Consider the following 20,692-nt stretch of genomic DNA (forward strand, 5'->3'; position numbering starts at 1 on the left):
TGGGGGAGGGGCCCGCACCGGCGGGTCAGCGCGGGTCGGGGCGCGGTGGCCGGGGCTTGCGGTGCCTGCCGGTCCCGGTGCCGAGTCGCGGGGCCGGGCCCGGGGCGGGAGGGTCGGCGGCCTCGGTCTCGTCCGTGGCGTACAGCACCCGTTTCGCCTCCGCGAGGTCGGACGCGAAGGCGTAGGGCTCCCAGAGATGGCCGTTCCACCGTTGGATGATGCGCGGTGCGTCCGGGTTGACGTGGAAGCCCCGGGGGTCGCCCTCCCCGGCGGTGAGATGAACCGCGCGGAGCCGCCCGACCTTGGCGTCACGCCGCTTCGCCCACTCCGACAGCGGTTCGTCGTCCATGTCGTTCCCTCGCACGTTCGGCGGCTGCTCGGCAGGAGGGTAACGGGCCCGCGGGGGTGATCGCTCCGCGTGGAGACGTCCCACGGGTCCGACGGCGCCCCGCACGAGGAGGGACCGCCGGTCCCCCCGCCCCGGCGGCCCCTCCTCTCCCCTCCTGGCGCCGCCCCGTTCGTCCTTACCGGGGCAGCACCACGACATACGCGGCCGGGTCGCGGTCGTTGGACGCCATCAGTGCCGTGCGCACGACCACCGCCTGCTGCTCCAGCGCGTCCCGCAGTTTCCGTGGGGACAGCAGGACGACCGTGATGCCCAGCCGCTCCAGATGTTCCCTCTTGCGGGCATGCTCCGACCAGAGGGCGTCCTCGTCCTGGCGGGGCGCGCGGGTGTCCAGCTCGACCGCGACCGCCTGCTCGGGCCAGTACGCGTCGAGGCTCCCGAGGTGCGGCCCGCCCGGCAACCGCAGGTCGACGTTCCAGACCGGCTCGGGCAGATCGTGTTCGTGGACCATCCGGTAGAGGCGGGCCTCCGCGAGCGAACGGCTCTCGGCCAGCAACGAGTCCACCGCGTCGACCACATGCGGTCGGCCCAGCAGTTTCGCCGCCGTCAACTCCCGTACCACCGCCGCCGGTTCGCAGTGCCCACCGCGCACCGCCTCCGCCAGCAGCCGCCGTACCGTGTCCGCGTCCGACACCTCGGCCACCGCGTCCGCCAGCGCCCGCGCCACCGGCGCCACCGGAACTCCCTTCACCTGTACGGGAGTCGGGAGCTGCGCCGCCCGCACGATCCGCACGCACCCCGTGGAACGCAGTCGGCGCCGACGCGGCACCAGGACGTCGATCCGGTTCACGCAGGAGACCGGCGGGGTGGTGGTGAACCCGTGCAACGACAGCGCCGCGACCCCCGTGATCTGGGCCTCCGGGTAGGCCTCGGCGTGCGGTTCGCCCGCTGCCGGTTGCGTCGGGACCCCCGGTGCCGGTTCCCGTGCCGCGTACAGCAGCACCGCGTGCAGCCGGTCCTCACCGGTCGGCGGGCCCGTGTGCAACAGGAAGACGCCGGGCAGCAGCTGCTGCCAGGGGCCACCGGGACGGCACCGCTCGTTGGTCTGTGCCGACGGCACGCCCCGTGACCGGAGTTGGGCCGCCGTCAGGACCCGGCTGTGCACGTCGGTGAGACGCGCGGGGCGCGGTGCGGCGGGCCGTGGGGGGAGGGGGGTGTTGTGGGTCATGACACCGGTATGCCGCACCCGAATCGCCCTGTAACCGCTGTTACATGCCCGTCGACAAATGCGGACAAGGGGAAACTAAAGGGTGAGGTCGCGGATGCCGAGTAGGCGCCCGAAACCCCTGGTCCCTCACGGGTGGGCCAGGGGTTACGGGGACGAATGACCGCGTTTCGTAACGGTCACCGGCGGCTCAGGCGTTGGCCAAGGCTCGCGTCCCGCGCTTCCTCAGAAGTCCACCGCCTCCTGGGCCCGCAGCGATCGGGCCAAGTCGTCGCGGGCCTCCAGGACCAGCCGCCGCAGGGCCGGGGCCGCGTTCTCGTGGGACGTCAGCCACGCGTCCGTCGCCGCCAGCGTCGCGTGCGCGTCCTCGGGGGCCGGGTGGGTCGGGAAGAGGCCACGGACCACGTCCATGCCGATCTGGATCGACCGCTCGGCCCACACCCGCTCGATCGCCGCGAAGTACTTCTCGGTGTACGGCGCCGTCAACTCCCGTTGCGACGGCTGCGCGAAGCCCCCGATCGTCGCCTCCACCAGCGCGTTGGACAGCGCGTCCGACTCCACCACCTGCGCCCACGCCTGCGCCTTGACGGCGGCCGACGGGCGGGCGGCGAGGCAGCGGACCTGGTGGCGCTTGCCGGACGCCGTGTCGTCACGGGCCAGTTCGGCCGCGAGGACCTTCTCGTCGGCCAGCCCGTGCGCGGTGAGCGGCTCCAGGAACGCCCAGCGCAGCTCCTGGTCCACGTCGAGCCCCTCGATCTCCTCCGTGCCGTCCAACAGGCCCCGCAGCAGCGCCAGATCCTCCGGCGTCGACGCCACCGACGCGAGGAAACGCGCCCACGCCAGCTGCTGTTCGCTGCCCGGCCTGGCGCCCCGCAGGTCCCGCAGCGCGATGTGCGCGAGCAGCTTGCCGCCGGTCGGACGCCATGCCGGAGGCGCGTAGTTGACCAGCGCGGAGTTCGCCCACATGTGCAGCATCTGGAGGACGCCGATGTCGCTCTCGCGGCGCGCGAAGCGCATCACCAGGTCGATGAAGTCCGGCGCGGGCAGCAGCGCGTCCCGCGTCATGTTCCACAGCGCGGACCAGCACAGGGCGCGGGCCAGCGGGTCGGTCATCGCGCCGAGCCGCTCACCGAGGGTCTCCAGCGAGGTCGTGTCGAAGCGCGTCTTGCAGTACGTGAGGTCGTCGTCGTTGACCAGGACCAGTTCGGGCGCGGACGCTCCGGCCAGCTCCTTCACCACCGTGCGCGGACCGGCCACGTCGGCCTCGGCACGCGCGTAGCGGACCAGGGCGCCGTCCTGGAGGCGGTAGAGGCCGATCGCCACCCGGTGCGGGCGCAGCTCGGGATACGCCTCCACGGCCTCCTGGAGCACCGTCAGTTCGGCGACGCGGCCCTCACCGTCCAGGGTCACCTGCGGGGTCAGCGCGTTGACCCCGGCGGTCTGGAGCCAGGAACGCGCCCAGGTGTCCATGTCCCGGCCGCTGGTCTCCTCCAGCACCGCCAGCAGATCGCCCAGGCGGGTGTTGCCGTACGCGTGGCGCTTGAAGTAGCGCCGGGCGCCCTCCAGGAAGGCGTCCTGGCCGACGTACGCCACGAGCTGCTTGAGGACGCTGGCGCCCTTGGCGTAGGTGATGCCGTCGAAGTTGAGTTTGGCGTCCTGGAGGTCGCGGATGTCGGCCGTGATCGGGTGCGTGGAGGGCAGCTGGTCGGCGCGGTAGGCCCACGCCTTGCGGCGGTTGGCGAAGGTGATCCAGCCGTTCTCGAAGCGGGTCGCCCCGACCAGCGCGAACGCGCCCATGAAGTCGGCGAACGACTCCTTGAGCCACAGGTCGTCCCACCACTCCATGGTGACCAGGTCGCCGAACCACATGTGCGCCATCTCGTGCAGGATGACGTTGGCCCGGCTCTCGTACGACGCCCGCGTCACCTTCCCGCGGAAGATGCACTCCTCGCGGAACGTCACCAGGCCCGGGTTCTCCATCGCCCCGAGGTTGTACTCCGGGACGAACGCCTGGTCGTACTTGCCGAACGGGTACGGGTAGTCGACGTGCTCGTGGAAGAAGTCCAGGCCCTGCTTGGTGATCAGGAAGATGTCGTCGGTGTCGAAGTAGGGCGCGAGGCCCTTGCGACAGAGCGCGCCGAGCGGGATCTCCAGGGTGCCGCCGTCGGGCAGCACGCGCGTGTAGGAGTCCGTCACGTAGTGGTACGGGCCCGCGACCACACACGTGATGTACGTCGAGATCGGCTTCGTCTCCGCGAACCGCCACACCCCGTCGGCCTGCTCGCCCACGCCGTTCGACCACACCGTCCAGCCCTCCGGCGCCCGCACCTCGAAGCGGAACGGCGCCTTCAGGTCCGGCTGCTCGAAGGTGGCGAACACCCGCCGGGCGTCGGCCGGTTCGTACTGCGTGTAGAGGTAGACCTCGCCGTCCTCGGGGTCGACGAACCGGTGCATGCCCTCGCCGGTGCGGGAGTAGGCGCACCGCGCGTCGACGATCAGTTCGTTCTCCGCGGCCAGGTCCTCAAGCAGCACGCGCGTGCCGTCGAAGACCGCACCGGGGTCGAGGTCACGGCCGTTCAATGACACCGATGTCACGCCCGGCGCGATCAGGTCGGCGAAGCTCGCCGCGCCCGGTTCGTTGCAGCGGAAGCGGATCGTGGTCACGGAACGGAACGTGCGCGGGCCCTCACCGGCGTGGTCGCCCACCGCCGAGCGCAGGTCGAGGGAGACCTCGTACCCGTCGACGGACAGCAGCGCGGCCCGCTCCCGGGCCTCGTCACGGGACAGATTCTCACCGGGCACGGGGGCACTTCCTCTGCGTGGGGAGCGTGGATCTGCGGACATCACCGATCCTGCCACGCACCACTGACAGCGGGTAGGCGCGACCGTCCCGCGACCGCGGAAACCGGAACCGTCCCGGGCCGGCGGGACACCGGAATCCGGCCCCGGCGGCGGGCGGCCGGGAATGGGGTGAGCGGCGTCCGGTGTTGTCCTCAGAGACACCTGATCACCGAGGAGAACCATGTCCGAGAGCGCGACCACCTCCGCGAAGACCCCCGTCGACTTCTGGTTCGACCCGCTGTGCCCGTGGGCCTGGATGACCTCCCGGTGGGTCCTGGAGGTGGAGAAGGTCCGCGACATAGAGGTCCACTGGCACGTGATGAGCCTCGCCGTCCTCAACGAGAGCCGCCTCGACGAGCTGCCCGAGCAGTACGCCGAGAACATGCGCCCCGGCGGCAAGTCCTGGGGCCCGGTCCGCATCGCGATCGCCGCCCAGCAGCTCTACGGCGACGACGTCGTCGGCACCCTCTACACCGCCTTCGGCACCCGCTTCCACAACGAGGGCCTCGGCGTGAACCCCGAGTCCATCGCCCTCGCGATCGCCGACGCGGGCCTCCCGGCCGAGCTGATCGAGTACGGCGCCAAGGACACCTACGACACCGAGCTGCGCGCCTCCCACAAGGAGGGCATCGAGAAGGTCGGCCAGGACGTCGGCACCCCGGTCATCGCGGTGCCCGGCGCCGACGGCGAGCAGGTCGCCTTCTTCGGCCCCGTCGTCACCCCCGCCCCCAAGGGCGAGCTGGCCGCCCGGCTCTGGGACGGCACCGTCGCGGTCGCCTCGGTCCCCGGCTTCTACGAGCTGAAGCGCTCCCGCTCGGTCGGCCCGGACTTCAGCAACCTGTGAGCCTCAAGAAGACGTCGGCGAACTGCAAGCCTTAAGGAGACGTCGGCGAACTGCAAGCCTTAAGGACGTCATCCAGGCCTTGAGGACGTCCGCCTCGCCTCAAGGACGTCATGCACTCCCGGTGAGCTTCCCCGGTCTCGCGAGCGCGGCGAGGTCGGGGAAGTCGGTCACCACCGCGTCCACCCCGAGCCCGTAGGAGAGCGCGTACTCGGCGAACGCGTCCCCGAAGTCGTTCGCCCCGCTGCCGCGCCGGAAGTCCACCGGCAGGAACCGGTTCTCCGCCCGGAAGGTGTACGGGCCCACCCGCAGCCCCGCAGCCCCGCAGCCCCGCAGCCCCGCAGCCCCGCAGCCCCGCAGCCCCGCAGCCCCGCAGCCCCGCAGCCCCGCAGCCCCGCAGCCCCGCCGCGTGCGCGAGCAGCGCCGTCGGCGTCCCCAGCCGCCCGTCCGCGCCGACCGGCACCAGCGACGACTTGTCCGGACCGATCCACTGCGCGTACCCGGCGATCTCCGCGAGGCCCGCCGGGGTCATCATGTCCGCGTACGTCGTCGGATCGCCCGCCGCGACCAGGTCGTAGGGCCCGCCCGTGGTGCCGAGCGCCTGCCACAGCGGCAGCCCGAGCCGCGCGGCCGCGATCCTTTTCAGGCGGCCGAGGCGAGCGGCACGGTGGCGGTGGCGGTGGCGGTTGCGGCGAGGAGCAGGGCGCGGCGGTTCGGCTCCATGGAACTCCCTTTCGGCCTGTCGATGGAACTCCCTTGGCAGGCAAGGGAGTTGGGTCAGGAGTGCGGGGCTCGGGCGCGGGCCGCCGCCAGCCGGGTCAGATGGTCCGCGTACCCGTCCGTGTAGTACGCGGCCCGCACCGGGTCCGGCTCCACCACCTCCGTCGGCCGGGTCCACCCGGCCACGTCCAGCGCGACCCCGTACCGCTCCGCCGCCGCCAACACCGCGCCCCGCGCCCCGACTTCACCCTCGACGACCCGCAACGGGCGCCCCAGGACATCCGCCAGCAGCCGCATCCAGGCATGCGAACGGGTGCCGCCGCCGCACACCGCGAGGGACCCCGTCAGACCGGCCGCCGCCAGACAGTGCCGGGCCGCGTACCCGATGCCCTCGCAGGTCGCCCGGATCAGATCGCCCTTCGTCGACTCCAGGGACACGCCCGTGAGTTCGGCCCGCAACCCTGGCTCGACGAACGGCGCCCGCTCACCCGACGGCGCGAAGTACGGCAGCACCCGAACGCCGTGCGCACCGGGCGGCGTCGCGGCGAGCAACGCGTCAACCTCCGCGTGCGCGACGCCTGTTGTCGACAGCACCCAGTCCAGGGCCGCCGTTCCGACCATCGCCGGCATCGCGCGCAGCCGGTGTCCCGGCCGGTCGGTCGAGAGGTACACGCCCGCCGGTTCGCCGGTCAGGTCGAGGTCGGTGGTGGCGACCAGGCTCGCCAGACAGGTGCCGACGATCAGCAGCCCGTCGCCCGGCGCGGTGACCCCGGCGCCCAGCGCGCACGCGGGCAGATCGTAGGGGCCGTTGGCGATCCTGGTGCCGGTCGGCAGGCCCTCGCCGCGCGCCGTCGCCGTCGTCACCGGGTCGCCGATGGGGGCGAGCAGACCCCGGCGGTGGGTGAGGCCGAGGAGTTCGACGACGCGGTTGTCGTAGGCGCGGGTGCGCGGGTCGAGGAACGGCATCGACGCGTCCGAGACATCGGTGCTCGCCGGGGCGCCGGTCAGCCGCTGGAACACCATGTCCTTGCAGTACAGGGCGGTCGCCGCCGCGTCCAGGGACCGCGGCTCGTGCCGGTCGAGCCAGGCCAGCAGGGGCCCTGGGCAGCCCGGGAACATCGCGCTGCCGGTGCGCCGGAACACCGCCTCGAACGTGCCGTCCGCCAGCCACTGGTCGACCAGGCCGTGCGCCCGCCCGTCCATCCAGGAGGCGGCGGCCCGCACCGGCAGCCCCTCGGCGTCCACCAGCCACACCCCGTCGCCCTGCCCGGTCAGCCCGGCCAGCTCCACGGGCCCGGGGCAGCGCGCGGTGAGCGCGTCGAGCACGGCGACGACGGCCCCGTACACCTCCGTCATGTCCTGCTCTGCCGCGCCCTCGTGCAGCGTGAGCCCCACCGGCCGTGCCTCCACGGCGAGTTCGGCACCGGACGCGTCGAACGCGGCGGCCTTCACGGTGGACGTTCCTACGTCGATCCCGATGAACATGGCGGCACGCAACTCCTCGGATTCGCAGGGGACTTGGGGTCAGGTGAGGCAGTGCGCCAGGGGTTCGCCCCGGGCCCAGCGGCCGACCTCCGCCGCCGCGATCCGGGCCGCCTTCTCCGCCACCGCCCGGCTCGCGCCCCCCAGATGCGGGGTGAGGACGACCCGGTCGGCCAGCGCGAACAGCCGGGAGTCGGCGGGCAACGGCTCCCGGTCAAAGGTGTCGAGGGCCGCCGCCGACAGGGTCCCGCTCTCCAACGCGTCACAGAGCGCCGCCTCGTCGAGGAGGGGACCCCGGGCGACGTTCACCACCACCGATCCCCGTGGCAGCAGGGCGAGTTCACGCGCGCCGAGCAGCCCTTGGGTCTCCGGGGTGAGGCGGGCGTGCAGGGAGACGACCCGGGAACGGGTCAGCAGGTCGTCCAGGGTCGGCAGGCGCAGGCCGTGGATCTCGCCCCGGGCATACGGGTCGTAGACCATCACCTGCGCGCCGAACGCCGCCAGCGCCCGCGCCACCCGGCTGCCCACCGCCCCGTACCCGACAAGCCCGACCGGCAGATCCTCCAGCTCAAGCCCGCTGTGCTCATACGTGTAGTACGTCGCGCCCCGCCAACTCCGCTGCCGGGCAAGGGAGTCGTGGGCCTGCGGGATGCGCCGCAGCGCCGCCAGCAGGAGCCCCACGGTGAACTCGGCGGTGGCGGCGGCGTTGCGCCCCGGCGCGTAACAGACCCGCACGTCATGGCGTGTGGCCGCGTCCAGGTTGACGTTCACGGGGCCGCCCCGGCAGACGACGACCAGCCGCAGGTCGGGACAGGCGGCCAGGACGCGTTCGGTGACCGGCGCCATCTGGGTGACCAGCACCTCACGGCCGTCGAGCGCCTCGATCACCGCGTCCTCGGCATCGCTCGCCTCCCGCACCTCGGCCACAGGGCCGAACGGCTCCATCGGCCAGCCGAGCGTCAACTCCCGCACATCCAGGGGACGTTGGATCACCTCGTCGGTCAGGGCACGGTCGATCAGCGTGGGCAGTACGAAATGGTCACCGGCGGCCACCACACGGACAGGGGTGTTCATCGCAGGGAGACTCCCGTCTCGGCGTCGAAGACATGGGTCAGTCGGACATCGGCGCTCACCCGCACGAGGTCGTCGTGGGCGAGCCGGACCTCGGGCCCGGTGAGCACCACCACGGGGTCGGTGACCCCGTCGAGGGTGAGGGTCGCCACGCCCGCTTCGAGGAGCGGCTCATGGGCGAGGACCCGGGCGGACATTCCTCCCTCACCGGTGAGTCGGAGGTCCTCGGGGCGGATGCCGACGACGATCTCCCGGCCGGGCGGCAGCGGCACCGGGAGGGGGAGGTGGGCCTCGGCGGAGAGGCGGGCCCGGCCGTCGGGGACGGTCGTCGCGGGCAGCAGATTGATCGCCGGTTCCCCCACGAAGTCGGCGACGAAGACCGTCGCCGGGGAGTCGTAGATCTCGTAGGGCGTGCCGAGTTGCTCGATCACCCCGTCCCGCATCACCGCGATCCGGTCGGCGAGCGAGAGGGCCTCCTCCTGGTCGTGCGTGACGAGGATGGTGGTGTGGCCCAGCTCGCGCTGGATGCGCTTCAACTCCCGGCGCGTGGTGTCCCGTTGCGCCGCGTCGAGATGCGACAGCGGCTCGTCGAGCAGCAGCACGTCCGGCTCCCGCACCAACGCCCGTGCCAGCGACACCCGTTGCTTCTGCCCGCTGGACAACCCCGCCGGACGGGCGTCGAGAACGGCGGTGAGGTCGACGCGTGCGGCGATCTCGGCGACCTTGCGGTCCACGTCGCCCCGGGCCGCCCGGCGTCTGGCCCGCAGCCCGAAGGCGAGGTTCTCGCGGACGGTGAGCGGCGGATAGAGCGCGTAGTTCTCGAACGCCACCCCGATGTTGCGGTGCCGCGCCGGACGGCCGGCCACCGACGCCCCGCCCACCAGGATGTCCCCGCCGCTCACCGTCTCCAGACCGGCGATCATCCGCAGCGTGGTCGACTTGCCGCACCCCGACGGGCCCAGCAGGCCCAGGAGTTCACCCGAGCGCAGCCCCAGATCGAGGCCGCGCACCGCGTCCACCGGGGCCCGCCCGCGCGCCCGGTAGGTCTTGCGCAGATCACGTAGCTCCAGCTCGGTCATGGCCGCCCTTCGTCGCGCAGACCTCGTAACGGACCGTGTGTTCGTCCAGATCCCGCAGCGCCTCGGCCGAGGCCCCGTCGTCCACCAGCAGGGTGTCGAACCGGGAGAGCGGGGCCACCCGGTGCAGGGCGGGCCGGGCGAGCTTGGTGTGGTCGATGAGCAGCACCCCGCGCGCGGCCGAGTCGAGCATCGCCCGCTTCACCGACACGATGTGCTGCTCCTGGTGGTAGGCCCAGCCGCCGTGCACGGCCGACGTCGACGCGAAACAGACGTCCACCCGCAGCGACTGCACCGCCTCCACGCAGGACACCCCGAGGAACGAGGCGTGCAGCGGGTCGTAGTCGCCGCCCAGCGCGATCAGATGGATGCCCCGCTGGTCGGCGAGGAGGTTGAGGGCCTCCAGGAAGTTGGTGACCACCGTGAGTGGCGTGATCTCGCCCATCCGCAGCCGCCGGGCTATCTCCAGGGTCGTCGTCGAGTCGTCCAGCATGATCGCCATGCCGGGCTCGATGGAGCGCACGGCCCGCTCGGCCACCGCCTCCTTCGCCGCCCGCATCGCCTTGAGCCGGTACTGCACGTTCGACTCGAAGACGGCCGACGGCTGCGCGGTCACCCCGCCCCTGAACTTCCGTACGATGCCCTGCCGTTCGAGTTCGTCGAGGTCCCGGTGGATGGTCATCAGGCTCACCCCGAACCGCTCGGCCAGCTCGGCCGCCGTCGCCGAACCGTCGGCGAGCACCCGCTCGGCCATCGCCGCCTGCCGGGCCGCGGGGCCCTGCTGGTGGGGCCCGTGGTGCGGGTGGCTCTGCTGGTGCGGTGCGGCGCTCATCGTGTCCCGATCCGTCGTCCTGGGCGCTGGGGCCGGTCGGCCTCGAACAGCAGCAGGTTCTCAGGCCGGAGGGTGACCCGGACCGGATCGTCGGGCCGCAGCCCGTGCGTGTCGGCGCGCGGGGCCACCAGGGACAGGGGCAGAGCGCCGACCGTCACGGTCACCTCCACCGAACGGCCCAGCACCTCCGTGACATACACCGTGCCGGTCAGCTCGTGTCCGGGCGCGGTGAGGGAGAGGTCCCGGGGGCGGATTCCGGCCAGCACCTCGGTGCCGGGCGGCGCCTCGGCGCGCAACGGCAGCTCGACCGCGCCGTCGGCCGAGCGGAAACCGCCGTCCGCCGTGACCGTGCCGGGCAGCAGGTTGATCCGGGGGCGGCCGAAGGCGCGGGCCACCTCGGTGTCGTGCGGCCGGTACCAGATCTCCTCCCGGGTGCCGGTCTGCACCAGGCGCCCGTCGCGGATCACGCCGATCCGGTCACCGAGCGCCAGCGCCTCCACCGCGTCGTGGGTGACATAGAGGGTGGTGGTGCGGCGGACCGAGCCGATCGCCTTCAGCTCGGCACGCATCTGCTGGCGCAGTTTGGCGTCCAGGTGGGAGAGCGGTTCGTCGAGGAGGAAGGCGCGGGCGGGCCGCACCAGCACCCGGCCGAGCGCCACCCGCTGCCGCTGCCCGTTGGACAACGCCCCCACCGGACGCTCCAACAGGGCGGAGATACCGAGGAGTTCAGCGATCTCCCGCACCCGCGCGCGGGCCTGCTCGGCGGGCAGCCGGTGCCGCGGTGAGCGCAGCGGGGAGGCCAGGTTGTCGTAGGCCGAGCGGTGCGGGTAGAGGGCGTAGCTCTCGAAGCACATCGCCACGCCCCGGTCGTACGGCTCGACCCCGGCCATGTCCCGCCCGTCCAGCTCGACCGTCCCGGCGTCCGGCGGCTCAAGTCCCGCCACCGTCTTGAGGGTGGTGGTCTTCCCGGCACCGGAAGGGCCGAGCAGACAGAAGAACTCCCCTTCCGCCACGTCCAGTTCGAGGCCGTCCAACGCCGTCACAGACCCGTACGCCTTGCTGACCCCCCGCAGCCGGATCACGACTTCACCGCCCCGAACGACAGCCCGCGCACCAGGTACCGCTGGATGGTCAGGGCCAGCAGCAGCGGCGGGACGACGGAGACCAGGGCGGCCGCCGCCGTCAGGTTGTACTTGGGACGGTCGCCGCCCAGGAACGACAGCGCGCCCACCGTCACCGTCTGTGCCTGGCTGGAGGTGAGGATCAGCGGGAAGACGAAGTTGTTCCAGGCGAAGATGAACGCCAGCAGCGACACCGCCGCCACCCCCGGCTTCACCAGCGGCAGCGCCACCTTGAAGAACGCCTGGGTGCGCGAGTACCCGTCCAGCAGCGCCGCCTGCTCCAACTCCGGTGTCAGATCGGCGAAGTAGGACCGCATGATCCACACGATGAGCGGCAGCGTGACCAGTTGCAGCACCCAGATCATGCCGACGTACGTGTCGAACAGACCGAGCTTCTGGTAGAGCACGAACAGCGGGATGATCACGGTGAGTTCGGGCGCGAACCGGAACGACAGCAGCGTGAACATCAGGTTCTCGGAGCCCTTGAACCGCCACCGCGCCGACGCGTACGCGGCAGGCAGCCCCACCAGCAGCGACAGCACGACCGCGCCCACCGACACGACGAGGCTGTTCACGAAGAACCGCGTGAACGGGATGCCCTCGCTGTCCCCGAGCACGGTCCGGTAGGAGTCGAGGGTCGGCGTGAACGAGAAGTAGGTGGAGAAGAGTTGGTCGGCCGGCTTCAGCGACAGGATCAGCATCCAGGCGATCGGGAACAACGCGAAGACGAAGTAGAGAACCAGCGCGAGATCGGCAGCCCACCCCAACAGCCGTGCTCTGAAGCCTAGTTGGCCTTCCTTACGCACTACCTGCCCACCACCGCAAGCTACTTGACCATCCTCGGATGCCACCCGTCCCTCTCTCAGGCTCACTTGGCCTCGGCCGCCTTCCGCTGTATCCGGCCCAGATGACGCACCAGGACCATCGCCGCCAGATACACCACCGCCCACAGCACGATCGTGTAGCTGATCCCGAACGAGTAGCGCTGGAAACGGATCGCCTCCAGATAGGCGCGGATCTGAAGCACCACCGTGGAGTCCCCGGGCCCGCCCTCGGTCAGCGCGTAGATGATGTCGAAGACCTTCAGCGAGTCCATGAACCGGAAGATCACCGCGACCAGCACATACGGCCACAGCATCGGCAACGTCAGCCGCCGGAACGTGTACCACCACCCCGCCCCGTCCACCGCCGCCGCCTCGAACGGCGAGGTCGGCAGCGACCGGAGCCCGGCCAGCGCGAGGATCGCCACGAACGGCGTGTACACCCACACGTCCACCGCGATCGACGACAACAGGGCGCCGGTCGGGGTGTCCGTCCACTGCACCCCGCCGAGCCCGAAGGGCCGCAGCAGATGGTTGACCACCCCGACCGACGGCTGGAGCATCAGCTTCCACATGATCGCCGCGATCACCGGCGCGATCATCAGGGGCAGGATCAGGATCTTCTCCAACACCCGTCCCACCAGCGAGGACCGGTGCAGCAGCAGGGCGACCGAGACGCCGAGGAGGGTCTCGGTGGCGGCGGCGCCGACGGCGTACAGCACGGTCACCCAGGCCGAGTTCCAGAACGCGCCCTCGGTGAACACCGTTCGGTAGTTCTCGAAGCCCACCAGGTCCGGCTGCGGCTTGCTCGCCGAGAAGTCGAACAGCGTGTAGTACAGGCCGAGTCCGAACGGGTAAAGGATGCCGCAGGTGAGCAGCAGCGCCGGCACGATCAGCAGGTAGGGGCGCAGGGTGCCCCGCCGGCCCATCGCGGTCAGCGCACCTTTCGGGCGAGGGAGCCCGCGAGGCCGTTCAGCACCGAGTCCGCGTTCTGGCCGCCGTAGATCTCCTGGAGGGCGGCGGCCCAGCTGGTGGTGGCGTCGAAGAACTGTGCCTGCGGGGTGAATTGGACCCTCGTCCGGTCGACGACGGCGTCGAAGGTCTCCAGGAAGCCTGGCAGATGCCGCATCTTGTCCTTGTACGCGGCGTCCTCGCTGATCGACCTGCGCACCGGGTCGATGTGGTCGTGGTCCAGGGCGCCGCGGCGCAGATGCTCCTTGCCGGTGGCCCACTGGAGGAACAGCCAACTGGCGCTCTTCTTCTTGCTCTTGGCGTTCATACCGAGCGACCAGATCCACATGTTGGTGGCGAGCGACCCGTCGGGCCCCTTCGGCCCCGGATGGAACGCGATCTGCCCGGAGGCGGGCGAAGCGCCCTTCACCGCCTGGAAGTAGGCGGCGGTGTCCGCGTCGAAGAGCATCCCGGCCTTCTTCGCCCCCAGATCGCTGGAGCACTGGTACCAGGTGTACGACGTCCAGGACGGCGGCCCGCCCCGCTTCACCATGTCCGCCCAGTCCCGCGTGAACGCCACCGCCTTCGGCGCGTTCATCGCGGGCTTCAGCACGGAACCGTCGACGGTGAAGTCGCGCAGCCCGTTGCGGGCGTACATCGTCATGAAACCGGGGTGGATGGTCGCCCAACTCCGCGACCCGCGAACGGCGATGCCGTACATGCCGTCCCAACCGGCCCCCGGCGCCTTCTGCTTGACCGCCTCGGACACCTCACGCAGCTCGTCGAAGGTCTCCGCCGGTCTCAGCCCCAACTTCCTGAAGACCGCGGTGTTGTAGGCGACGACGTTGGTCTCCCAGCCCCACGGCAGCGCGTACTGCCCGCCCTGGCCGAGCGGCGCCCCGTCCTTCAGCGACCACTGGTCGGCCTGGAGCAGGTTGGGATAGAAGTCGCCCTGGTCCCACTCGGCGCCGGTCGCCGAGGAACTGCGCATCCACGGGCCGAGATCCTCCAGCCACCCCGGCGGCCCGTACTGCCACACCATGTAGGCGCCCAGCATGAACACGTCGTAGGAGGCACGCCCGCTGGACAGGTCGACGGTGAGCTTGTCGAAGTAGTTGTCCTCGGGGAAGACGTCGTACTCGACCTTGATGCCGGTCTTCTCGGTGAACGACTTCAGGTCGGCGATCAGCGCGTCCGCGTACGGATGCTTGTCGAGCAGGGCTCTGACGGTGGTGCCCTTCTCCCGCTTCCAGTCGAAGGAACCGGTGACGTCGTCGGCGGCCGAACCGTCGCTGGTGCCCCCGCCGCCCCCGCCGAACCCGGCGCCACAGGCCGCGAGCAGGGGAGTCGCGGCGGTCGCGGCGGTCAGGGCGAGAAAGCGGCGTCGGTCGTGCGCGTGCGTGTCCATCCGTGACCTCCACGTGGGGCTCGGTCCGGTGCTCGGTCTCAACACGTCGAGTCGACTGACAACTGAGGTTGTAACGAAGGAAGTTGGGCGTCAATCCCCCGGGAGGGAGAAAATGCGGGTTCGATATCGGCGACAGGTGTGAACTTCACAGCGACACACAGCGCGAAGACGGTTCGCGGACGGGCCCGGCGGAGACGGTTCAGGAAGGACGTCCACGCGGGGCGTCCCGACGACCCTTCCCGGCGACCGTCGACGGAGGGCGGCCATGACGAGCGGTCGCGGAGACGCTCCGCCGAGACGAGCACGGGAGGTCCGGATGGTGGCGCGCGACAAGGGCGACGGACAGGCATGGCTGGGCGTCGACCTGGGCACCCAGAGCGTCCGCGCGCTGCTGGTCACGGCCGACGGCACGGTCCTCGGCAGCGGCACCGCGCCGCTGACCGGACACCGCGAGCCGGGCCGCCACGAACAGGGCCCGGCCCGCTGGTGGACGGCCGTCTGCACGGCCACCCGGCAGGCACTCACCGGTCTCCGCAACGGTGTTCAGGGCCCCGGACCGAACGTGCGGGTCGGCGGACTCGCGGTCTGCGGCACCTCCGGGACCGTGCTCCTCACCGACCCGGCCGGCCACCCGGTGAGCCCCGCCCTGATGTACGACGACCGGCGCGCGTCGGCCGAGACCACCCGCGCCCGGGCGGCCGGGCTCGCGGTGCAGGACAGCTGGGGGCTGCCGAAGGCGCTGTGGCTCCTCGGCACCCACGGCCCCGGCCGGATCACCCACCAGCCCGACGTGATCACCGCACGGTTCGTCGGCCGCCCGGTACCGACGGATTCCAGCCATGCGCTGAAGACGGCGTACGACGGGGAACGGGAGGCCTGGCCCGAGGCGCTGGCCGACGTGCTGTCCGGGATCTCCCCCAGGGGCCGGGGCGCGTCCGGGCTGCGGCTCGATGCCGGGCTCGGCGGGGGAGGCGCGGTGGTGCCCGAGGTCGTACGGCCCGGGGTGCGGCTCGGGGAGGTGTGCGCCGAGGCCGCCGAGGCGACCGGGGTGCCGGTCGGAACGCCGGTGATCGCCGGGATGACCGACGGGTGCGCGGCGCAGATCGCGTCCGGCGCGCTGCGGCCGGGTGCCTGGAACTCCGTGCTCGGCACCACCCTGGTGCTCAAGGGAGCCGCCGTCACGCCGGTCCGCGACGCGACCGGCGTGGTCTACAACCACCGTGCCCCGGACGGGAGTTGGCTGCCGGGTGGGGCGTCGAGCGTGGGGGCCGGGGTGCTGACGGCGGCGTTCAAGGGGGCGGACCCGGCCGCCATGGACGCACGGGCGGCGGCGTTCGAACCGGCCGGTGCGGTGACGTACCCGCTGGTGTCGCCGGGGGAGCGGTTCCCGTTCCTGGCGCCGGACGCGGTGGCGCTGGTGCTGGGGGAACCGGCCGGGGAGGCCGACCTGTGGGCCGCGCTGCTCCAGGGCGTCGCCTTCACGGAACGGCTCTGCCTGGACTACCTCCACCATCTGGGGGCTCCCCTGGGCGGGCCGCTCACCTTCACCGGCGGCGGCGCCCGCAGCCCCTACTGGAACCAGCTGCGCTGCGACATCCTGGCCCGCCCCGCCCGCGTCCCCCGCCAGACCGAGCCCGCCCTTGGCATGGCCGCCCTCGCCGCGCACGGCACCACCGGCACCCCGTTGACCGAGGTCACCGACGCCATGGTCCACACCGGCGCCGCGCTCACCCCCGACCCCGCCCGCACCGCTCGCTTCGCCGAGCCCTACGCCGAACTGGTCGAGGAACTGGAAGCCCGAGGCTGGCTCCCCCCGGACGTCGCCGCCCACGCCAGGACCCGCCTGTCAGCAGACCTGTCCAAAAACTGACCTCCACCATCACGGAAGAGAGCACCCGTCTCCGGCGGCAGAGAACACACCCCGTTCCCGCCCCGAACCGGCCCCTCCCGCCCCGAACCGGCCCCTCCCGCCCCGAACCGGCCCTCCCGCCCCGGAACAGACCCCTCTCCCGCACGGGAACCGGCCCCTCCCGCCCCGAACTGGCCCCTCCCGCCCCGGAAGAGACCCCTCTCCTGCCCCGGAACCGGCCCCTCCCGCCCCGAACTGGCCCCTCCCGCCCCGGAAGAGACCCCTCTCCTGCCCCGGAACCGGCCCCTTCCCGCGCCGAAACCCACTCCACCCCCGCCCCCCGCCGGAACCGATCCGGCCCTCACCACCCCCACCCCGCCGACCCGGAATACTGCCCCCATGACCACCACCACCCCGCCGACGACCCTGCTCCTCGCCCGGCACGGGCAGACCGTCTGGCATGCCGAGAACCGTTACGCCGGGGTCAGCGACGTCGCGCTGACCGACACCGGGCGCGCGCAGGCCGAGGCGCTCGGGCGGTGGGCCGGTGCCCACCCCGTCGACGCGGTGTGGACGTCCCCCGTCTCGCGCGCGGTCGTCACCGCGGAGCCCGCCTGCCGGGCCCTCGGCCTGACCCCGCACCGCGAACCCGACCTGCGGGAGTGCGACTTCGGCGTCGTGGAGGGGCGCACCCTCGCCGAGTTCGCCGCCGAGAACCCCGAGGGCGCGGCGGCGTTCCGGGCCGACCCGGTCGCCCACCCGTTCCCCGGCGCCGAGGACCCGGCGGCGGCGGCCGCACGAGGGGCCGCCGCCCTGCACCGGATCGCCGCCGCTCACCCCGGTGAACGAGTCCTGGTCGTCGCCCACAACACCCTGTTCCGGCTGATCCTGTGCACGCTCCTGTCGATCCCGGTCCGCGACTACCGCCGGGTCTTCCCGAGCCTGCGCAACGCCGCCGTCACCGAACTCCGTTTCACCGCAGGGTCGGTGGGCCTCATCGCCCTCAACGTCCCCTGCGCGTAAGGCGATCGGCGGCGCACCTCGCCAACTGCCGGAAAACCCCCGCGAGTCACGTCCTCGCGGGGGTCTCCGTCTTTCCGCCTGCCAGGTGAAGGGTGAGAAGACGATCACGGGGCAGGACGCTCACACGCCCCGGGTCAGGGGGCCAGCAGCAGGACGTCGGCCCGGGACCGCGCGGCCTCGTAACGCCGGGCCACGTCCTGCCAGTCCACGACGGCCCACATGGCGTCGATGAAGTCGACCTTCTGGTTCCTGTACTGGAGGTAGAAGGCGTGCTCCCAGGCGTCGAAGACCAGGATCGGGGTCGATCCCTGGCCGACGTTGCCCTGGTGGTCGTAGACCTGCTCGACGATCAGCCGACCGCTCAACGGCTCGAAGGCGAGGACACCCCAGCCCGAACCCTGCGTCGTCGCGGCCGCCTTGGTCAGCTGCGCCCTGAACCCGGCGAACGAACCGAACGACTCGGCGATCGCGTCCGCCAACTCGCCCACCCCGTCGGCCTCCAGAGGCTCACCGCCGCCGTCGCCGGTCATGTTGTGCCAGTAGATCGAGTGCAGGATGTGGCCGGACAGATGGAAGGCGAGGTTCTTCTCCAGGCCGTTGACCGACCCCCACGCCTCCTTGTCCCGAGCCTCGGCCAACTGCTCCCACGTGTCGTTGGCGCCCTTCACATAGGCCGCGTGGTGCTTGTCGTGGTGCAGCTCGATGATCTCGGGGCTGATCACGGGCGCGAGCGCGGAGTAGTCGTACGGCAGTTCAGGAAGCGTGTAGACGGGCATGGCAGGGGTCCCCTCCGACCTCGGCACCTTATTGCGAAGGACTTGCAACTACAACCTAGCAACAAAAAGCCCCCCACGGGCGAACCGCGAGGGGCTTGAGGTCGAGCGGGGTGAGCGGGCCGAGCGGGGTGAGTGGGGTGAGTGGGGGCGAGCGGGTCGAGTGGGGGAGGGGCGCCGACGTCAGTTGTTCCCGGCCGCCGCCTCGGCCTCGTTCCCGGCCGCCGCCCCGTTCCCCGCCGTCGCCCCGGCGCCGCCGCCGGCCTCGGCCCCGGCGCCCGAGCCGGCCCGCGTCCGCTGCCACCCGTACCCCACCGCGGCCAGCGCCAGCGTCATCGCGCCGGTGCCGTACAACTGGACCCGGGTGCCGGGCTCGCGGGCCATCAGGACGAAGATGGCCGCCATCCCGGCCAGCGCGACCCACGTCAGCACCGGGAACGCCCACATCCGCACGGTGAGCCGGTCGGGGGACTCGGCCTCCAGGCGGGCCCGCAACCGCAGTTGGGAGACGGCGATGAAGATCCAGACGACCAGGATGACCGCGCCGATCATGTTCAGCAGCCACGCGAACACGTCGTCGGGGCGCCAGTAGCTGAGCAGCACGCACACGAACCCGACGACACAGGAGACCAGCACCGCCACCCGGGGCACCCCGCCGGACACCCGCCCCAGCACCTTCGGGCCCATCCCGCGCTCCACCAGCGAGAAGGCGATGCGCGACGAACCGTAGATGTTGGCGTTCATCGCGGACAGCAGGGCGACCAGGATGACGACGTTCATGAGCTGCCCGGCGCCGTCGACGCCGATGTGCTGGAGCGTGGCGACATAGGGGCCGTTCTCCACGACCGACTTCGCGTTCCACGGGACCAGCGTGACGACGACGGCCATCGAACCGACGTAGAACAGCGCGATGCGCCACATCGCCGTGCGGACCGCCATGGCCACGCCCCGCACCGGGTCCTCGGACTCCGCCGCCGCGATGGTGACCGTCTCCAGGCCGCCGTACGCGAAGATCGACGCGAGCAGGCCGATGACGAGGCCCTCGCCGCCGTGGGGCAGGAAGTCGTCGAGGTTGCCGGTGCCGGGGGAGTCGGTGCCCGGCAGGACGCCCGCGATGGCGAGCACGCCGAGCACCAGGAACAGCACGATCGCGCCGACCTTCAGGGCCGCGAACCAGAACTCGAACTCGCCGAAGTTCTTCACGGCGGCCAGGTTCGTGCAGCAGAACACCGCCATGAACACCGCCACCCACAGCCACTCCGGGGTCCCCGGCAGCCAGCCCGTGACGATGTGCGCCGCGCCGATCCCCTCCAGGCCGACCGCCGTGCACAGCAGCACCCAGAACGCCCAGCCCGCCGTGAACCCCGCCCACGGCCCGATCGCCCGCTCGGCGTGCACCGAGAAGGAACCCGACGAGGGATACGCGGCCGACATCTCGCCGAGCATCCGCATCACCAGCGTCACGAGGAGACCGGAGAGGGCGTAGGCGACGACGATGGCGGGGCCGGCGGCGGCGATCCCGGCGCCGGAACCGACGAACAGTCCCGCGCCGATCACCCCGCCGAGGGCGATCATCGACAGGTGGCGCTGCTTGAGGCCGTGGGACAGGGAGGCGGTGGCCTCCTCCTGCCGGGGCGGCTGCTCGGTGCTGCTACGGGGCATGGCACGCGTCCAGTAGGTGAGAGGGGTGGGGGGCGTGTGACGTGGGCAAAAACGCCCACAGTCTGGGCAGTGGCACGGTCCCGACGGGGAAATTGCCCACCATCCGGACATTTCCCATACGGAAAGTGATCAACTGCTCACACATTAACGCCCGTTCACTCGCACCCGTAAGGGGCTGTGTGGCCCGGGCGCCCGGCCAACGCCCGTTGGCCAACGGGCGTTGGCGGAGCGGGGTGGTCAACGCCCGTTGGTCAACGCCTGATGGCCAACGCCCGTTGGTCAACGCGTGTTGGCGGGGCGGGGTATCAAACGCCCGTTGGCAAACGCCCGTTGGCAAACGCCCGTTGGCAAACGCCCGTTGGCAAATGCCCGTCGGCAAACGCCCGTTGGTCAACGTCCGTTGGTCGGCACCTGTTGGCCAACGCCCGTTGGCAACGCCCATTGGCCAACGCCCGTTGGTAAACACCGGTTGGCCAACGCACGTTGACCGCCGCCCCTCGGCCCGCCATGCCACCGCCCGTTGACCGGACCCGCACCCCGCCCCTAGGCCCGCCGTGCCACCGCCCGTTGACCCGACCCGCACCCCGCCCACGCGCCACCCCTCCCGCCCCGCATCCGCCCCGCGTGACCGAACCGTCGTCGGTTCCGTG

Annotated in this window: 16 protein-coding genes and 1 pseudogene; 3 read left to right on the plus strand and 14 right to left on the minus strand. The window is 71.8% G+C overall.

Annotated features, from left to right (window positions below; all coding sequences use genetic code 11):
- Positions 1-25 precede the first annotated feature (25 nt).
- The 3 genes from ACIQOU_RS18610 to pepN all read right to left on the minus strand — a co-directional run bounded on the left by ACIQOU_RS18610 (position 26) and on the right by pepN (position 4,373).
- Entirely contained in the window at positions 26-349 is a 324-nt protein-coding gene (locus ACIQOU_RS18610) for a DUF6087 family protein (RefSeq protein ID WP_401537829.1), read from the minus strand.
- Positions 350-524: 175 nt separating this feature from the next.
- Positions 525-1,574 (minus strand): hypothetical protein, encoded by a 1,050-nt coding sequence (locus ACIQOU_RS18615; protein WP_401537830.1) that lies wholly within the window; start codon positions 1,572-1,574, stop codon positions 525-527.
- A 222-nt stretch (positions 1,575-1,796) separates the two neighbouring features.
- On the minus strand, positions 1,797-4,373 hold the full coding sequence (gene pepN / locus ACIQOU_RS18620; RefSeq protein ID WP_401537831.1) for an aminopeptidase N: 2,577 nt from the start codon (positions 4,371-4,373) through the stop codon (positions 1,797-1,799).
- Between the two features lie 220 nt (positions 4,374-4,593).
- Here pepN and ACIQOU_RS18625 point away from each other — a divergent pair, with 220 nt between their 5' ends.
- Positions 4,594-5,256, plus strand: a complete 663-nt coding sequence (locus tag ACIQOU_RS18625; RefSeq protein WP_401537832.1) for a DsbA family protein — start codon at positions 4,594-4,596, stop codon at positions 5,254-5,256.
- Between the two features lie 108 nt (positions 5,257-5,364).
- Here ACIQOU_RS18625 and ACIQOU_RS18630 read toward each other — a convergent pair.
- From ACIQOU_RS18630 to ACIQOU_RS18670, 9 genes and pseudogenes are all read right to left on the minus strand, one after another.
- Positions 5,365-5,899, minus strand: a pseudogene (locus tag ACIQOU_RS18630) (hypothetical protein); the annotation flags it as partial.
- A gap of 131 nt (positions 5,900-6,030) precedes the next feature.
- Positions 6,031-7,458, minus strand: a complete 1,428-nt coding sequence (locus ACIQOU_RS18635; protein ID WP_401537834.1) for an FGGY family carbohydrate kinase — start codon at positions 7,456-7,458, stop codon at positions 6,031-6,033.
- 39 nt (positions 7,459-7,497) lie between these two features.
- A complete protein-coding gene (locus tag ACIQOU_RS18640; protein WP_401537835.1) occupies positions 7,498-8,529 on the minus strand; it encodes a 2-hydroxyacid dehydrogenase in 1,032 nt (343 codons plus the stop codon).
- Positions 8,526-9,605 carry an ABC transporter ATP-binding protein gene (locus ACIQOU_RS18645; protein ID WP_401537836.1) on the minus strand — a complete coding sequence of 360 codons (1,080 nt, stop codon included), beginning with the start codon at positions 9,603-9,605 and terminating at the stop codon, positions 8,526-8,528. Before ACIQOU_RS18645 ends, ACIQOU_RS18640 begins: the two co-directional genes overlap by 4 nt.
- Positions 9,583-10,356, minus strand: coding sequence for a DeoR/GlpR family DNA-binding transcription regulator (locus ACIQOU_RS18650; RefSeq protein ID WP_401538207.1), 774 nt, complete (start codon positions 10,354-10,356; stop codon positions 9,583-9,585). The genes ACIQOU_RS18645 and ACIQOU_RS18650 overlap by 23 nt, the downstream gene beginning before the upstream one ends.
- A 74-nt stretch (positions 10,357-10,430) precedes the next feature.
- Complete coding sequence (locus tag ACIQOU_RS18655; protein WP_401537837.1) at positions 10,431-11,516, minus strand: ABC transporter ATP-binding protein; 1,086 nt, start codon at positions 11,514-11,516, stop codon at positions 10,431-10,433.
- On the minus strand, positions 11,513-12,361 hold the full coding sequence (locus tag ACIQOU_RS18660; RefSeq protein ID WP_401537838.1) for a carbohydrate ABC transporter permease: 849 nt from the start codon (positions 12,359-12,361) through the stop codon (positions 11,513-11,515). Before ACIQOU_RS18660 ends, ACIQOU_RS18655 begins: the two co-directional genes overlap by 4 nt.
- Positions 12,362-12,423: 62 nt before the next feature.
- Positions 12,424-13,305 (minus strand): carbohydrate ABC transporter permease, encoded by an 882-nt coding sequence (locus ACIQOU_RS18665; RefSeq protein ID WP_401537839.1) that lies wholly within the window; start codon positions 13,303-13,305, stop codon positions 12,424-12,426.
- A gap of 5 nt (positions 13,306-13,310) precedes the next feature.
- Positions 13,311-14,735, minus strand: a complete 1,425-nt coding sequence (locus tag ACIQOU_RS18670; protein WP_401537840.1) for an ABC transporter substrate-binding protein — start codon at positions 14,733-14,735, stop codon at positions 13,311-13,313.
- A 316-nt stretch (positions 14,736-15,051) separates the two neighbouring features.
- Between ACIQOU_RS18670 and ACIQOU_RS18675 the strand changes: the two genes are divergently transcribed.
- Together ACIQOU_RS18675 and ACIQOU_RS18680 are read left to right on the plus strand one after the other, a co-directional pair.
- Complete coding sequence (locus ACIQOU_RS18675; protein ID WP_401537842.1) at positions 15,052-16,605, plus strand: FGGY-family carbohydrate kinase; 1,554 nt, start codon at positions 15,052-15,054, stop codon at positions 16,603-16,605.
- A 378-nt stretch (positions 16,606-16,983) separates the two neighbouring features.
- Positions 16,984-17,607: a histidine phosphatase family protein gene (locus ACIQOU_RS18680; protein ID WP_401537844.1), complete on the plus strand. Its 624-nt coding sequence runs from the start codon at positions 16,984-16,986 to the stop codon at positions 17,605-17,607.
- 134 nt (positions 17,608-17,741) lie between these two features.
- Here the strand turns inward: ACIQOU_RS18680 and ACIQOU_RS18685 are convergent, their stop codons facing one another.
- Together ACIQOU_RS18685 and ACIQOU_RS18690 are read right to left on the minus strand one after the other, a co-directional pair.
- A complete protein-coding gene (locus ACIQOU_RS18685; RefSeq protein ID WP_401537845.1) occupies positions 17,742-18,383 on the minus strand; it encodes a superoxide dismutase in 642 nt (213 codons plus the stop codon).
- A gap of 180 nt (positions 18,384-18,563) precedes the next feature.
- Positions 18,564-20,042 (minus strand): amino acid permease, encoded by a 1,479-nt coding sequence (locus tag ACIQOU_RS18690; RefSeq protein ID WP_401537846.1) that lies wholly within the window; start codon positions 20,040-20,042, stop codon positions 18,564-18,566.
- Positions 20,043-20,692: the final 650 nt, after the last annotated feature.

It is taken from the genome of Streptomyces sp. NPDC091279 (genome assembly GCF_044757465.1).
Taxonomy (GTDB): Bacteria; Actinomycetota; Actinomycetes; order Streptomycetales; family Streptomycetaceae; genus Streptomyces.

Excerpts from the sequence above, each read along its gene's own strand:
- ACIQOU_RS18610 (WP_401537829.1), bottom strand. The coding sequence starts at position 349 with ATGGACGACGAACCGCTGTCGGAGTGGGCGAAGCGGCGTGACGCCAAG.
- ACIQOU_RS18615 (WP_401537830.1), bottom strand. The coding sequence starts at position 1,574 with ATGACCCACAACACCCCCCTCCCCCCACGGCCCGCCGCACCGCGCCCC.
- ACIQOU_RS18625 (WP_401537832.1), top strand. The coding sequence starts at position 4,594 with ATGTCCGAGAGCGCGACCACCTCCGCGAAGACCCCCGTCGACTTCTGG.
- ACIQOU_RS18635 (WP_401537834.1), bottom strand. The coding sequence starts at position 7,458 with ATGTTCATCGGGATCGACGTAGGAACGTCCACCGTGAAGGCCGCCGCG.
- ACIQOU_RS18640 (WP_401537835.1), bottom strand. The coding sequence starts at position 8,529 with ATGAACACCCCTGTCCGTGTGGTGGCCGCCGGTGACCATTTCGTACTG.
- ACIQOU_RS18645 (WP_401537836.1), bottom strand. The coding sequence starts at position 9,605 with ATGACCGAGCTGGAGCTACGTGATCTGCGCAAGACCTACCGGGCGCGC.
- ACIQOU_RS18650 (WP_401538207.1), bottom strand. The coding sequence starts at position 10,356 with ATGGCCGAGCGGGTGCTCGCCGACGGTTCGGCGACGGCGGCCGAGCTG.
- ACIQOU_RS18665 (WP_401537839.1), bottom strand. The coding sequence starts at position 13,305 with ATGGGCCGGCGGGGCACCCTGCGCCCCTACCTGCTGATCGTGCCGGCG.
- ACIQOU_RS18670 (WP_401537840.1), bottom strand. The coding sequence starts at position 14,735 with ATGGACACGCACGCGCACGACCGACGCCGCTTTCTCGCCCTGACCGCC.
- ACIQOU_RS18675 (WP_401537842.1), top strand. The coding sequence starts at position 15,052 with ATGGTGGCGCGCGACAAGGGCGACGGACAGGCATGGCTGGGCGTCGAC.
- ACIQOU_RS18680 (WP_401537844.1), top strand. The coding sequence starts at position 16,984 with ATGACCACCACCACCCCGCCGACGACCCTGCTCCTCGCCCGGCACGGG.
- ACIQOU_RS18685 (WP_401537845.1), bottom strand. The coding sequence starts at position 18,383 with ATGCCCGTCTACACGCTTCCTGAACTGCCGTACGACTACTCCGCGCTC.
- ACIQOU_RS18690 (WP_401537846.1), bottom strand. The coding sequence starts at position 20,042 with ATGCCCCGTAGCAGCACCGAGCAGCCGCCCCGGCAGGAGGAGGCCACC.